General features: G+C 49.8%; 12 protein-coding genes. 5 read left to right on the top strand and 7 right to left on the bottom strand.

The window, feature by feature from the left end; genetic code table 11:
- The first annotated feature begins 138 nt into the window (after positions 1-138).
- A complete protein-coding gene (gene hemN / locus HUZ68_RS23905; RefSeq protein ID WP_000116090.1) occupies positions 139-1,512 on the top strand; it encodes an oxygen-independent coproporphyrinogen III oxidase in 1,374 nt (457 codons plus the stop codon).
- A 189-nt stretch (positions 1,513-1,701) separates the two neighbouring features.
- On the opposite strand, the gene HUZ68_RS23910 is transcribed toward hemN, so the two are convergent.
- The 4 genes from HUZ68_RS23910 to glnA all read right to left on the bottom strand — a co-directional run bounded on the left by HUZ68_RS23910 (position 1,702) and on the right by glnA (position 5,977).
- Complete coding sequence (locus HUZ68_RS23910) at positions 1,702-1,812, bottom strand: YshB family small membrane protein (protein WP_239593988.1); 111 nt, start codon at positions 1,810-1,812, stop codon at positions 1,702-1,704.
- A gap of 111 nt (positions 1,813-1,923) precedes the next feature.
- Positions 1,924-3,333: a nitrogen regulation protein NR(I) gene (glnG, locus tag HUZ68_RS23915; RefSeq protein ID WP_001188777.1), complete on the bottom strand. Its 1,410-nt coding sequence runs from the start codon at positions 3,331-3,333 to the stop codon at positions 1,924-1,926.
- A gap of 11 nt (positions 3,334-3,344) precedes the next feature.
- A complete protein-coding gene (gene glnL / locus HUZ68_RS23920; protein ID WP_000190577.1) occupies positions 3,345-4,394 on the bottom strand; it encodes a nitrogen regulation protein NR(II) in 1,050 nt (349 codons plus the stop codon).
- A 173-nt stretch (positions 4,395-4,567) separates the two neighbouring features.
- A complete protein-coding gene (gene glnA / locus HUZ68_RS23925) occupies positions 4,568-5,977 on the bottom strand; it encodes a glutamate--ammonia ligase (protein WP_001271717.1) in 1,410 nt (469 codons plus the stop codon).
- Positions 5,978-6,349: 372 nt separating this feature from the next.
- Between glnA and typA the strand changes: the two genes are divergently transcribed.
- From typA to HUZ68_RS23945, 4 genes are all read left to right on the top strand, one after another.
- Positions 6,350-8,173: a ribosome-dependent GTPase TypA gene (gene typA / locus HUZ68_RS23930; RefSeq protein ID WP_000570668.1), complete on the top strand. Its 1,824-nt coding sequence runs from the start codon at positions 6,350-6,352 to the stop codon at positions 8,171-8,173.
- 216 nt (positions 8,174-8,389) lie between these two features.
- Complete coding sequence (locus tag HUZ68_RS23935; RefSeq protein WP_000829798.1) at positions 8,390-9,100, top strand: GntR family transcriptional regulator; 711 nt, start codon at positions 8,390-8,392, stop codon at positions 9,098-9,100.
- 7 nt (positions 9,101-9,107) lie between these two features.
- Entirely contained in the window at positions 9,108-10,088 is a 981-nt protein-coding gene (locus HUZ68_RS23940; protein ID WP_000256399.1) for a sugar phosphate isomerase/epimerase family protein, read from the top strand.
- Positions 10,089-10,189: 101 nt separating this feature from the next.
- Positions 10,190-11,455 (top strand): MFS transporter, encoded by a 1,266-nt coding sequence (locus HUZ68_RS23945; RefSeq protein ID WP_000956320.1) that lies wholly within the window; start codon positions 10,190-10,192, stop codon positions 11,453-11,455.
- A gap of 90 nt (positions 11,456-11,545) precedes the next feature.
- Here the strand turns inward: HUZ68_RS23945 and ompL are convergent, their stop codons facing one another.
- From ompL to HUZ68_RS23960, 3 genes are all read right to left on the bottom strand, one after another.
- Positions 11,546-12,238 (bottom strand): porin OmpL, encoded by a 693-nt coding sequence (ompL, locus tag HUZ68_RS23950; RefSeq protein WP_001301275.1) that lies wholly within the window; start codon positions 12,236-12,238, stop codon positions 11,546-11,548.
- Positions 12,239-12,304: 66 nt separating this feature from the next.
- Positions 12,305-13,708: an MFS transporter gene (locus HUZ68_RS23955; RefSeq protein WP_239593989.1), complete on the bottom strand. Its 1,404-nt coding sequence runs from the start codon at positions 13,706-13,708 to the stop codon at positions 12,305-12,307.
- Positions 13,709-13,747: 39 nt separating this feature from the next.
- Positions 13,748-15,133 (bottom strand): MFS transporter, encoded by a 1,386-nt coding sequence (locus tag HUZ68_RS23960; protein ID WP_000018363.1) that lies wholly within the window; start codon positions 15,131-15,133, stop codon positions 13,748-13,750.
- Positions 15,134-15,164 lie beyond the last annotated feature (31 nt).

The raw sequence follows: 15,164 nt of genomic DNA on the forward strand, positions 1-15,164 counted from the left end.
ATGTTATCTGGTGTGGTTATTCGTTAAACTACAGCGGTTGTCGCGGCGACAAAAGTGGCTGCGCAACCGGCTGATGACCCGAAACGGGCATCCGCCGGTACGCCGTAGCCGCCAGAGACGCCATCGGAAGGAGTGAGCATGTCTGTACAGCAAATCGACTGGGATCTGGCCCTGATCCAGAAATATAACTATTCCGGGCCACGATACACCTCGTACCCGACCGCGCTGGAGTTTTCAGAAGACTTCGGCGAACAGGCGTTTTTACAAGCCGTGGCGCGCTATCCTGAGCGTCCATTATCTCTCTACGTACATATCCCGTTCTGCCATAAGCTTTGTTACTTCTGCGGTTGCAATAAGATTGTTACTCGCCAGCAGCACAAGGCCGATCAGTATCTGGACGCGCTGGAGCAAGAAATCGTCCATCGTGCACCGCTGTTCGCCGGGCGTCACGTCAGCCAATTGCACTGGGGCGGCGGAACGCCGACGTATCTGAATAAAGCGCAAATCAGCCGCCTGATGAAGCTGCTGCGCGAAAACTTCCAGTTCAATGCCGATGCGGAGATTTCGATCGAAGTCGATCCGCGGGAAATCGAACTGGATGTACTCGATCATTTACGCGCCGAAGGCTTTAATCGCCTGAGCATGGGCGTGCAGGACTTCAACAAAGAAGTGCAACGTCTGGTTAACCGCGAGCAGGATGAAGAGTTCATCTTTGCACTGCTTAACCATGCGCGTGAGATTGGTTTTACCTCCACCAACATCGACCTGATTTACGGCCTGCCGAAACAGACGCCGGAGAGTTTCGCCTTTACCCTGAAACGTGTGGCGGAGCTGAACCCCGATCGTCTGAGTGTCTTTAACTACGCGCATCTGCCGACCATTTTTGCTGCTCAGCGCAAAATCAAAGATGCTGACCTGCCGAGTCCGCAGCAAAAACTCGATATCCTGCAGGAAACCATCGCCTTCCTGACGCAATCGGGCTATCAGTTTATCGGTATGGATCACTTTGCCCGTCCGGATGACGAGCTGGCGGTGGCCCAGCGTGAAGGCGTGCTGCATCGTAACTTCCAGGGCTACACCACTCAGGGCGATACCGATCTGCTGGGGATGGGCGTTTCCGCCATCAGCATGATTGGCGACTGCTACGCGCAGAACCAGAAAGAGTTGAAGCAGTACTATCAGCAAGTGGATGAACAAGGCAATGCGCTGTGGCGTGGTATTGCGCTAACGCGTGATGACTGTATTCGCCGCGATGTGATTAAGTCGCTCATCTGCAACTTCCGTCTGGATTACGCCCCTATTGAGAAACAGTGGGATTTGCACTTCGCTGATTACTTTGCGGAAGATCTCAAGCTGCTCGCCCCGTTAGCAAAAGATGGGCTGGTGGATGTGGATGAGAAGGGAATACAGGTGACGGCGAAAGGTCGCTTGCTGATCCGCAACATTTGCATGTGCTTTGATACCTATCTGCGCCAGAAAGCGCGGATGCAGCAGTTCTCACGGGTGATTTAAATAGTGAATGGCGCTTCGTTTACAAAGTAGAAAACGAAAGCGCCATCAATGTGCTGAGAACAAGATTGCCTGATGCGCTACGCTTATCAGGCCTACAAAACCTGTTGAAAATATTGCTTTTGTAGGCCGGATAAGGCGTTCACGCCGCATCCGGCATGAACAAAGAGCACTTCATCAGCAATCTGAAACTCAACTAAACAGCCCAATCATTGCGGCACACAGCACGGCAGCAACGGCAGTTTGCGGTGTGTGGCTGTCAACTGCGCCACCCGATACCAGATTAATTATTGATTCCAGCATAATGACTCTCCCCGTTTTCCGGGCAAGATCATACTGAACTTATCGGAACAGTAAAGCGTAAAATACCAGCAATTTGCGCTCAATAATCAATCTTTACACACAAGCTGTGAATCACTCCATCCCCAGCTCTTTTAACTTACGCGTCAGGGTGTTGCGGCCCCAGCCGAGTAGCCGCGCCGCTTCCTGTTTATGCCCCTGCGTATGTCGCAACGCGGTCGTCAGTAACGTCCGCTCCAGCTCTGGCTGCGCTTCGGAAAGCAGATTTTGATGACCGGAACGCAGCGCTCTGTCTGCCCACTGCGCAAGAAGCGTCGCCCAGCTGTCCGGTTGCATTTGCGAAGTACTCTCCGCAACCGTTGATTCAAACAGTTCGCCGGGCAAATCCTGAATCAACACTTCCTGCCCGGCGGCCATCACCGTTAGCCAGCGGCAGGTGTTTTCCAGCTGGCGCACGTTGCCTGGCCACGCCAGACGCGTCAGAGCAGCTTCGGTTTCCGGATGCAGTAACTTCGCTTCTACGCCCAGTTCGCGCGCGGCAACCTGTAAAAAATGGCGCGCCAGACGGGGAATATCTTCCCGACGTTCGCGCAGCGGCGGCAGATGAACGCGGATAACGTTCAGGCGGTGGAACAGATCCTCACGGAACTTACCTTCCTGCACTCGCTGTTCGAGATTCTGGTGAGTGGCAGCGATAATCCGCACATCCACTTTCACCGGCGCATAGCCGCCAACGCGGTAAAACTGACCGTCTGCCAGCACGCGCAGCAAACGCGTCTGCACATCCAGCGGCATATCACCAATTTCGTCGAGGAATAATGTACCGCCATCGGCCTGTTCAAAACGCCCCTGACGAATGGTATTCGCGCCAGTAAACGCGCCTTTCTCGTGGCCAAACAGTTCTGATTCGATCAAATCTTTTGGGATAGCTGCCATATTCAGCGCGATAAACGGCGCTTTGGCGCGCGGACTGTGGCGATGCAGGGCATGAGCGACCAGTTCTTTACCGGTGCCGGATTCGCCGTTAATCAGCACGCTAATAGAAGAACGCGAAAGCCGACCGATAATACGGAACACGTCCTGCATGGCTGGCGCTTCGCCGATGATATCGGTCGTTGGGCCGTTAAGCTGAACATTACGCGGCTGCTGCTGTTCCTGGTAATGACTGATGGCGCGCTCAACCAGCGCCACGGCTTCGTCGATATCAAACGGTTTGGGCAGATAATCGAACGCCCCTTGTTGATAGGCGCTGACGGCAGCATCCAGATCGGAATGTGCGGTCATAATGATGACCGGAAGCATCGGATGGCGCTGTTTAATCTGCTTGAGCAGCGCCAGCCCGTCCATTCCCGGCATACGGATATCTGAAAGCAGCACATCCGGCGTTTTGCTCGCCAGCGCCTCCAGTACCTCCGCGCCGTTCTCAAATGTCGTACAGGTTAAACCCGCTCCAGCGAGCGCACGTTCAAGCACCCAACGGATGGAACTATCGTCATCGACTACCCAGACTATCCCTCGTTGCATAAACGTCACCTTTATTTCCTGATAGGCAGGTAAACCGAGAACTCGGTATGCCCTGGCCAACTGGTAAATTCAATTTTGCCTGAATGCTGATCAATCAAATTACGAGCGATGGATAAGCCAAGCCCGGTGCCACCTTCGCGGCCGCTGACCATCGGGTAAAACAGCGTATCCTGCAAATGAGGCGGAATGCCTGGCCCGTTATCTTCCACATCAATCCGCGCCGCCAGCCGATAGCGTTCGCCGTGTAAGGTCAGTTGAAACGCGGTGCGGGTACGCAGAATGATTTCACCGCCTTCCGGCCCCAGCGCCTGTAGCGCATTGCGCACAATATTCAGCAAGACCTGTTCAATTTGATCCGGGTCGTGCGCCAGTTCCGGCAGGCTGGGATCGTAATCACGAATCAACCGCACGTTGTCCGGCAGTTCCATCGACACCAGCGTTACCACGCGTTCAGCTACTTTGTGAATACTTTCGGTAACACGCGTACCGGGCAGCTGCGGCCCCAACAGACGGTCGACCAGATTTCGCAGCCGGTCCGCCTGTTCGATAATCACTTTGGTATATTCCAGTAGTGACGGGTCAGGTAATGCTTTGCTGAGTAGCTGCGCCGCGCCACGTAAACCGCCAAGCGGATTTTTAATCTCATGTGCCAGGCCACGCACTAAATCACGGGCAGCAACTTGTTGAGCATGTTGTAGCTGTTCCTGGCTTAAGCGGCGCTGGTTATCCATCGGCGCCATCTCCAGCAGGATCATGCCGTCCGGCATACGCTGGGCCGTCACAGAAAGGATATGCGAGCGCCCGTCGATGACCAGCGTCACTTCGTTATCGGTAAAACCTTGCCCCGCCTCCAGACTTTCTTGCATCAGCTCGATATTTAATGAGAAGTAGCTCAACAGTTCCGGTAACGGCGTACCAAACAATTTGCGGGAGCTTTGGGCGAGCAGTTGTTGCGCGGCGGGGTTGGCGTAATGGATCGCCAGGTTGTCATCGATTAACAAAATACTGTTAATCAGCGAGTTGAGGATCTGCCCAGCATCGGGCTGCGTGCCTGTTGCCATAAAGCAGTCTCCTGAACAGGTTGCACCATTTTAGTGCATTATAGCTTTTTACGGATAAAAAGCGCGAAGCATCAGAGAATTGACGGAGAAAAAAGCCCATGCAGAGATGGGCTGAAAGTTTCCACGGCAACTAAATCCCGGCGTTGTTGCGCCGGGTAGTACAACTTCAACTATTAGACGCTGTAGTACAGCTCAAACTCTACCGGATGCGGAGTCATACGCACGCGGTCATCTTCTTCGCGACGCAGAGCGATGTACGCATCAATCGCTTCATCAGTGAACACGCCACCGGCTTTCAGGAACTCACGGTCCAGATCCAGTTCGTTCAGTGCTTCTTCCAGAGAGCCTGCAACCTGTGGGATCTCTTTCGCCTCTTCCGGCGGCAGGTCATACAGGTTTTTGTCCATAGCTTCGCCCGGATGGATCTTGTTCTTGATACCATCAAGACCGGCCATCAGCAGGGCAGCAAAGCACAGGTACGGGTTAGCCGCCGGGTCCGGGAAACGTACTTCGATACGACGCGCTTTCGGAGAAGAAACCACTGGAATACGGATAGAAGCAGAACGGTTACGTGCAGAGTAAGCCAGCATTACCGGTGCTTCGTAGCCCGGGACCAGACGCTTATAAGAGTTGGTGGTCGGGTTTGCCAGGGCGTTAATCGCTTTCGCGTGTTTGATTACGCCGCCAATGTAGTACAGCGCCTGCTCAGACAGACCAGCGTATTTGTCGCCCGCGAACAGGTTAACGCCGTTTTTAGACAGAGACATGTGGCAGTGCATACCGGAGCCGTTATCACCGAACATCGGTTTTGGCATAAAGGTCGCGGTTTTACCGAAGCGGTGCGCTACGTTGTGCACAACATATTTGTAGATCTGAATTTCGTCAGCTTTTTTGGTCATGGTATTGAAGCGGGTAGCCACTTCGTTCTGACCAGCAGTCGCTACTTCGTGGTGATGGGCTTCAACCACCAGACCCATCTGTTCCATCACCAGACACATTTCAGAACGAATATCCTGAGCCGAGTCTACCGGCGGAACCGGGAAGTAACCGCCTTTCACTGCTGGACGGTGACCTTTGTTACCACCTTCATATTGGGTGGAGGAGTTCCATGCGCCTTCGATATCGTCGATAGCAACGTGGGAACCGGAGATAGATGATCCGAAACGGATGTCATCGAACAGGAAAAATTCTGGTTCTGGTCCGAACAGTACGGTGTCGGCAATGCCAGTGGAACGCAGGTAATCTTCAGCGCGCTTCGCGATGGAGCGCGGGTCACGGTCATAGCCTTGCAGGGTGCCTGGTTCAAGGATGTCGCAACGGATAATCAGGGTAGAATCGGCGAAGAACGGGTCAATCACTGCGGTGGATGCGTCTGGCATCAGCACCATGTCGGATTCGTTAATGCCTTTCCAGCCGCCAATCGAGGAGCCGTCAAACATTTTGCCTTCTTCGAAGAATTCAGCATTCACCTGATGAGCAGGGATAGTGACGTGCTGTTCTTTACCTTTGGTATCGGTGAAGCGCAAATCAACAAACTTCACTTCGTGCTCGTTCAGCATCGTCAGTACGTGTTCAGCGGACATACTTTAACTCTCCTGGATTGGTCATTGTCGTCGTGGTAACGAAATCTGCAATTATTTTGGCCGTGTCGCCGTAAAAAAGATAAAGCGAAAACTGTGCCAACTTTTAAATTGTCCCTAAAAGGCGTTATCATGCTTAACATCGTGCAAAAGGGCTGCACCATGATGTGAATGTTGCACCAATATAGTGCTTCAATGGAAACATTAAGCACCATATTGGTGCAATGACCTTTGGATAACCCTTTTTATGCTCCGTGAAAGCGATCACAAAGGGACTCTGCAATACTTGTTTGCGGAGGATGTTTGTGATCCTGTTTTGTAGTGCGATTAATCCGTGTACAATAACGCGCTATTTCTAATGCCTGAGGCAAAGTTGTGATCGAAAAATTGCGTAATATCGCCATCATCGCGCACGTAGACCATGGTAAAACCACCCTGGTAGACAAGCTGCTCCAACAATCCGGTACGTTCGACTCTCGTGCCGAAACCCAAGAGCGCGTGATGGACTCCAACGATTTGGAGAAAGAGCGTGGGATTACCATCCTCGCGAAAAACACCGCTATCAAATGGAATGATTACCGTATTAACATCGTTGATACCCCGGGGCACGCCGACTTCGGTGGTGAAGTTGAACGTGTAATGTCCATGGTAGACTCAGTGCTGCTGGTGGTTGACGCATTTGACGGCCCGATGCCGCAAACGCGCTTCGTAACCAAAAAAGCGTTTGCTTACGGCCTGAAGCCGATTGTTGTTATCAACAAAGTTGACCGCCCTGGCGCGCGTCCTGATTGGGTTGTGGATCAGGTATTCGATCTGTTCGTTAACCTCGACGCGACCGACGAGCAGCTGGACTTCCCGATCGTTTACGCTTCTGCGCTGAACGGTATCGCGGGTCTGGACCACGAAGATATGGCGGAAGACATGACCCCGCTGTACCAGGCGATTGTTGACCACGTTCCTGCGCCGGACGTTGACCTTGACGGTCCGTTCCAGATGCAGATTTCTCAGCTCGATTACAACAGCTATGTTGGCGTTATCGGCATTGGCCGCATCAAGCGCGGTAAAGTGAAGCCGAACCAGCAGGTTACTATCATCGATAGCGAAGGCAAAACCCGCAACGCGAAAGTCGGTAAAGTGCTGGGCCACCTCGGTCTGGAACGTATCGAAACCGATCTGGCGGAAGCTGGCGATATCGTGGCGATCACGGGTCTTGGCGAACTGAACATTTCTGACACCGTTTGCGACACGCAAAACGTTGAAGCGCTGCCGGCACTCTCCGTTGATGAGCCGACCGTTTCTATGTTCTTCTGCGTTAACACCTCGCCGTTCTGCGGTAAAGAAGGTAAGTTCGTAACGTCTCGTCAGATCCTGGATCGTCTGAACAAAGAACTGGTACACAACGTTGCGCTGCGCGTAGAAGAAACCGAAGACGCCGATGCGTTCCGCGTTTCTGGTCGTGGCGAACTGCACCTGTCTGTTCTTATCGAAAACATGCGTCGTGAAGGTTTCGAACTGGCGGTATCTCGTCCGAAAGTAATCTTCCGTGAAATCGACGGTCGTAAACAAGAGCCTTACGAAAACGTGACGCTGGACGTTGAAGAACAGCATCAGGGTTCTGTGATGCAGGCGCTGGGCGAACGTAAAGGCGACCTGAAAAACATGAATCCAGACGGTAAAGGCCGCGTACGTCTCGACTATGTGATCCCAAGCCGTGGTCTGATTGGCTTCCGTTCTGAGTTCATGACCATGACTTCCGGTACGGGTCTGCTGTACTCCACCTTCAGCCACTACGACGACGTGCGTCCGGGTGAAGTGGGTCAGCGTCAGAACGGCGTACTGATCTCTAACGGTCAGGGTAAAGCGGTCGCGTTCGCGCTGTTCGGTTTGCAGGATCGCGGTAAGCTGTTCCTCGGTCACGGTGCAGAAGTTTACGAAGGTCAGATTATCGGTATTCACAGCCGCTCTAACGACCTGACTGTAAACTGCCTGACCGGTAAGAAACTGACCAACATGCGTGCTTCCGGTACTGACGAAGCCGTTGTTCTGGTTCCGCCTATCCGCATGACTCTGGAACAAGCTCTGGAGTTCATCGATGATGACGAACTGGTAGAAGTGACTCCGACCTCTATCCGTATTCGTAAACGTCACCTGACGGAAAACGATCGTCGTCGCGCCAACCGCGCACCGAAAGACGATTAATTTCGTTTTTTAGTCATAAAAAACCTGCCAGCGATGGCAGGTTTTTTTTTACCTGTCGTGAGCGCACACCAATGCGAGTATCTCCCTTATAAGTCTGTGATTACGTCAATAGAGAGCTTTGTCACAATTATCTGCAAAGTCATACACCGTTAATTGCTTTCTTTTTTGGCGTAAGCGTAAGATGCTTCATCTGGTTTAAACCAAAAGGATTAAACAATGGCGGAGAATCAATCCACCGTAGAAAATGCAAAAGAGAAACTGGATCGGTGGTTGAAAGATGGCATCACCACGCCGGGTGGAAAACTCCCTTCAGAAAGAGAGCTGGGAGAACTGCTGGGCATTAAACGTATGACGCTGCGCCAGGCGTTGTTGAACCTCGAGGCAGAATCCAAAATCTTCCGTAAGGATCGTAAGGGGTGGTTCGTGACCCAGCCGCGATTTAATTACAGTCCGGAGCTGTCGGCGAGCTTTCAGCGGGCCGCAATTGAGCAAGGGCGAGAGCCTTCCTGGGGGTTTACCGAGAAAAACCGTACCAGCGATATTCCCGAGACGCTCGCGCCACTGATTGCAGTGACGCCATCAACTGAACTCTATCGCATCACCGGCTGGGGGGCGCTGGAAGGACATAAAGTTTTCTATCACGAAACATATATTAATCCTGAAGTTGCTCCGGGTTTTATTGAACAACTTGAAAACCACTCATTTTCTGCAGTCTGGGAAAAGTGCTACCAAAAAGAGACGGTAGTAAAAAAATTGATTTTCAAACCCGTCAGAATGCCGGGCGATATCAGCAAGTATCTTGGCGGTTCTGCGGGTATGCCAGCGATATTAATTGAAAAGCATCGCGCCGACCAGCAAGGCAATATTGTCCAGATAGATATTGAATATTGGCGATTTGAGGCCGTAGACCTCATCATTAATCTGTAGGTGTTTTATGGTGACAATAAATAACGCAAGAAAGATTCTACAACGTGTCGACACTCTTCCTCTTTATTTACATGCTTATGCCTTTCATTTAAATATGCGGCTGGAAAGAGTGTTGCCTGCTGATTTACTTGATATCGCAAGTGAAAATAATCTACGTGGCGTCAAAATCCATGTTCTGGATGGCGAGCGTTTTTCTCTTGGTAATATGGACGATAAAGAACTCTCTGCCTTTGGGGATAAAGCCCGCCGTCTGAACCTTGATATTCATATTGAAACCAGCGCCTCAGATAAGGCATCTATTGACGAAGCCGTCGCCATCGCGTTGAAAACTGGGGCATCGTCCGTACGTTTTTATCCACGTTATGAAGGTAATTTGCGCGACGTATTATCGATTATCGCTAACGACATTGCCTATGTACGGGAAACGTATCAGGACAGCGGCCTGACTTTTACGATCGAGCAGCATGAAGATTTAAAAAGTCATGAGTTGGTGTCGCTGGTCAAAGAAAGTGAGATGGAGTCTCTTTCCTTACTGTTTGATTTTGCGAACATGATCAATGCAAATGAGCATCCCATCGACGCCTTAAAAACGATGGCACCGCATATTACCCAGGTCCATATTAAAGATGCCTTGATCGTTAAAGAACAGGGTGGCCTGGGTCATAAAGCCTGTATTTCAGGTCAGGGTGATATGCCGTTCAAAGCGTTATTAACGCACCTTATCTGCCTGGGTGATGATGAGCCGCAGGTGACGGCATATGGCCTGGAAGAAGAGGTTGATTACTATGCGCCGGCGTTCCGCTTTGAAGACGAAGATGATAATCCGTGGATCCCTTATCGCCAGATGAGTGAAACACCCCTACCAGAAAATCATTTACTGGATGCGCGGTTACGTAAAGAAAAAGAAGATGCAATTAATCAGATAAATCATGTGCGTAACGTACTACAACAAATCAAACAAGAGGCAAACCATCTTCTGAACCATTAATAAGTTTTAACTCATACGCAGTTAATAAAACCATTCCATATGAATGGTCGGTATCTTATTGCCTTTAAAACAGTGATTTTAAAAATCGCTTAGGGGATGTTATGCTCACGAAAAAGAAATGGGCGTTATTTAGTCTATTAACACTGTGTGGCGGTACAATTTATAAATTACCGTCGCTGAAAGATGCGTTTTATATCCCGATGCAGGAATATTTCCATTTGACCAATGGTCAAATTGGTAATGCCATGTCGGTAAACTCATTTGTCACCACAGTGGGCTTTTTTCTGTCTATTTATTTTGCCGATAAACTACCGCGCAGATACACCATGTCATTCTCACTCATTGCGACAGGATTACTGGGTGTTTATTTGACGACAATGCCGGGGTATTGGGGCATCCTCTTTGTCTGGGCGCTATTTGGCGTTACTTGCGACATGATGAACTGGCCGGTCTTGCTCAAGTCGGTAAGTCGATTGGGCAATAGCGAACAACAAGGTCGGTTGTTTGGCTTCTTCGAAACAGGACGTGGCATTGTCGATACCGTGGTGGCATTTTCTGCGTTGGCAGTATTTACCTGGTTTGGCAGTGGCTTATTGGGTTTTAAAGCAGGCATCTGGTTCTATTCCCTTATTGTGATTGCCGTAGGCATTATTATTTTCTTTGTCCTGAATGACAAAGAAGAGGCACCGTCCGTTGAGGTGAAAAAAGAAGACGGGGCATCGCAAAACACCAGTATGACCTCGGTGCTGAGAGACAAAACCATCTGGCTTATCGCTTTCAACGTCTTCTTCGTTTACGCGGTTTACTGTGGCCTGACATTCTTCATTCCATTCCTGAAAAACATCTATCTATTGCCCGTTGCGCTGGTGGGGGCTTACGGCATCATTAACCAATACTGTCTGAAAATGATTGGTGGACCGATTGGTGGCATGATTTCAGATAAGATCCTGAAATCGCCGAGTAAATATCTATGCTACACCTTTATCATCAGTACCGCTGCGCTCGTACTGTTGATTATGCTGCCGCACGAAAGTATGCCGGTCTATTTAGGGATGGCATGTACGCTGGGCTTTGGCGCGATAGTATTTACACAGCGAGCCGTATTTTTTGCACCTATCGGCGAAGCAAAAATTGCTGAAAATAAAACAGGCGCGGCGATGGCGTTGGGTAGCTTTATTGGTTACGCCCCGGCGATGTTCTGCTTCAGTCTGTATGGCTACATTCTGGATTTAAATCCGGGGATTATTGGCTACAAAATCGTGTTTGGCATTATGGCCTGCTTCGCATTCTGTGGTGCGGTGGTTTCCGTAATGCTGGTTAAGCGTATTAGCCAACGTAAGAAAGAGATGCTGGCGGCTGAAGCTTAATTAATGGCCGGATGTGCTTAATCCGGCCAACGAAAACCGTATCAACCGTAGGCCGGATAAGGCGTTTACGCCGCATCCGGCAGTTTCACATCAGAAGAAATACTTCGTCCCGATACGAATCTGGTTTTGCTCGCGGTGGTACGGTTCGACATTACGATCTAACCAGCGTAATTCGAAATAAGGCAGCCAGTGTTCATTAATGCGATAACGGAAGGTGTTAGTGATTTCCCAGTGATGATCTTTTCCATTGCTGCTATTAAAGTCATTTACGCGTATGAAATAATGTGGCTCAAATGTATAGGAGAACTTATCGGTGATTTTAAAATTCCAGTAGGTACCAATTTCATAGGTGTCATTATTATCCAGTTCCCCGCTCAAATCTGTTGAACTATAGTTATTATGGTTATAGCGATTTCGTACTGTCAGATTAAACCATGGTACAAATTTATAGTTGACGTCCAGATACACTGCACCACCCGAACCGATACTCTTATCATTAATTAAGCCACCGGGCTGGATGGTTAATTTATCGGTTGGTTTAAATAACGGATACCAACCTTCGATTTCGTTATATCCATGTTTTAGTTCATCTTCTCGCTGAAAGGTGTAGGTATTGGTTAACATAATACCCGCGCCCATATCGAAGTTATAACCCACACGTAGCATAACCTCGCCCTGATCGGAGGCGAGATTATATGCCTCCCTGTTTTCGACGTATGCGCCAGCGAATACTGAGGCAGAGGTCAGAGAAGATAATAAAATTATTGCATTAATATTTTTCATAATAAGTCCATTTTTAAACGTAGGGAGGCCGCCACCCACCAGGATGGAAATAGCGGCTATTGACATTTATAACGTTACGGAAGCCGTTTTTTCTTCTGTCGCCATCTCTTTATTTTTGCGTTGGTTGATTTCCTCAATAATCAACGCAAACCGTTTTTCATTGAGTGTGTAAAAGAATCCCATCGTCAATGCAGCAATAATTGCCAGTGCACAAGGCCAGATAAAAATGAGCTGACGCAAACCCTGTAATGTCGCATCACTTTGCGCGATGTTGGGAACATAACCGATTTGCGTCAGCATAATGCCTGGCAAGAAGCCAGCAAGTGCGGCAGAAATTTTACGAAAGAAGGTATAACCGGTATAAACAAAACCTTCGGCACGAATACCGGTTTTCCATTCACCGTAATCTACGGTATCTGGCACCAGTGCCCAGTTCAGGCTGTTTACAAAGGCCGTGCCAAAAAAGGCGATACAAGAGAACATGACGAAAGTGAAAGAGTTACTTCCCCAGAAATAATTCAGGATATCACCCACTGCCCATAGCACCATGCCAGCTAAATAAACCTGTTTTTTACCAAAACATTTTACAGTTAATGGCACCAGTAATACGCCGATGAGGATGCATCCCATACTGAAGAATCCCATCCATGACAATAAATTAATATCATTCAGCACATACTGGGTGTAATAGACCTGAATAGCCAGTTTGATATTAAATGCCGCCAGGGTACACAAGTTAGCAATGCATAAAACCAGCAATGGCGGATTCCGAAATATCGCGCAAAATGATTTGAGAATACTGGCTTTATGTCCGGTTGGCGTTGTGTCCACATAATGCTCTTTGACGCCTCTGTAGCACAGCATCATAAAAATAAAGCCACCAATGGAGAACATCAGTGCCGCGCAGGCATAACCGACGGTGGAGTCAGAAAAAAGCGACTGCAACGGAATAAACGCCACGGTACAAATCAATAGCCCTATGGTTGCACCACCCTGGCGGTAAGCAGCGAGCTGCGCGCGCTCATTCGGGTTTTTGGTAATTGCCGGGATCATCGCGCCATACGAGCAGTTCATCAGACTGTATGAAAGCCCAAACATCATAAACAGCGCCGTGGCAATCGTCGTTTTAACCGGCAAACTAAAAGTGGTGGCGATAAACTGGAGCGTTGCAATTAACGCCGCCGGAACCGCTGCATATAAAATAAAGGGACGAAATTTGCCTTTAGGCCCAATATTTTTCCGCGAATCGAGTAAAAATCCGGTGAGCATATCGGTAAACGCGGTAAAAAACTTCGCCACTAGAAAGATAATCCCGCCATAGTAAGCTGGCATCCCTAATTCATCGGTATAAAATTTGAGGAGATACAGAGTACCGATGCTAAGCATTAAATTCGAACCAACGTCGCCCATACCATAGGCGATTTTTTCCCACAGATTCAGTTTTAATGTCAGTGGATTATGGTCAGACATAATCACTCCTTATAACGCCCCGCAGGGCGTCGTTTATTATTACGCCGTGCGTTTACGGGCTTCTATTTCTTCAACAATGCGGACGTACATCTTCTCGTTCAGACTGTAGAAGCAACCCATCGCCACAATGGTGACTACCGCCAGTGCGCTTGGGTAGATGAAGATCAGCTGGCGCAACCCTTCAATGGTGTGGTCAGCCTGCGCCACGTTCGGCACATAGCCGATTTGCGTCAGCATCCAGCCGGGGAAGAAACCAGCCAGCGCCTGAGACACTTTGCGAAAGAAGGTGAAGCCGGTGTAGACCGTTCCTTCCGAACGAACGCCGGTACGCCACTCGCCGTACTCGACGGTGTCGGAAACCAGCGCCCAGTTCAGGCTGTTAACAAACGCTGAGCCGAAGAATGCCAGGCAGGAGAACGCCACGAAGCTGACCGAGCCGCCGCCGAAGAAATAGTTGAGCAGATCGCCCAGCACCCAAATCAGTAGGCCGCCGATATAGACCTTCTTCTTACCAAAACGCCTGACTGCGCCAGGCATCAGGAACACGCCGATGAAAATACAGCCCATGCTGAAAAATCCCATATATGACAACAGGATGGGATCGTTAAGTACGTACTGGGTGTAATAGACCTGAATGGCGAGCTTGACGTTAAACGCCCCTAAAGTGCAGAGGTTGGCAATGCACAAAATGAACAGCGGGCGGTTACCGGCAATTGCGCGGAAAGATTGCAACAGGCCTGGCTTTTGCGCCGGATTGGCTGGTTGGGTTTCGACATAACGCTCTTTCACGCCCGAGTAGCAGATCCACATAAACAGCAGGCCGAACAGTGAAAACAGCGTGGCGGCGAAGATATAGCCAAGTTGCTGATTACCTTCGATAAGATTCATAACCGGCACGAATCCCACCGTGCACAGCAGCAGGCCCAGCGTAGCACCGCCCTGACGCCATGCCGCCAGCGATGCGCGCTCGTTGGGGTTTTTGGTAATAGCAGGCACCATCGCGCCATAGGAGCAGTTCATCATGCTGAAAAACAGCCCGTAGAGCATAAACAGAATAGTGGCCATCACCGTTTTACCAGTGACATCGAACGGTGTGCCGATAAAGTTAGCGATTGCCAATAAGGTGACCGGGAATGACGCGTACAAAATGAAAGGGCGGAACTTACCTTTCGGGCCAATCTTACGCCGGGAATCCAACATGATGCCGGTTCCCATATCGGTAAAGGCGGTAAAGAATTTCGAGATCAAAAAGATAATGCCGCCATAGGTGCCAGGTAGCCCCAGAACGTCGGTATAAAACTTCAAAAGATAAAGCGTACCAATATCCAGCAGGATGTTAGAGGCCAGATCGCCGATACCGTAAGAGAGTTTCTCTTTAAAGGGCAGGCGCAAAGTTGCCGGATCTTCCGTTGTGATGTGACTCATCGTTATTCTCCATTTGCCCGTGAGTTTCCCC

The organism is Shigella dysenteriae, from assembly GCF_022354085.1.
GTDB lineage: Bacteria > Pseudomonadota > Gammaproteobacteria > Enterobacterales > Enterobacteriaceae > Escherichia > Escherichia coli.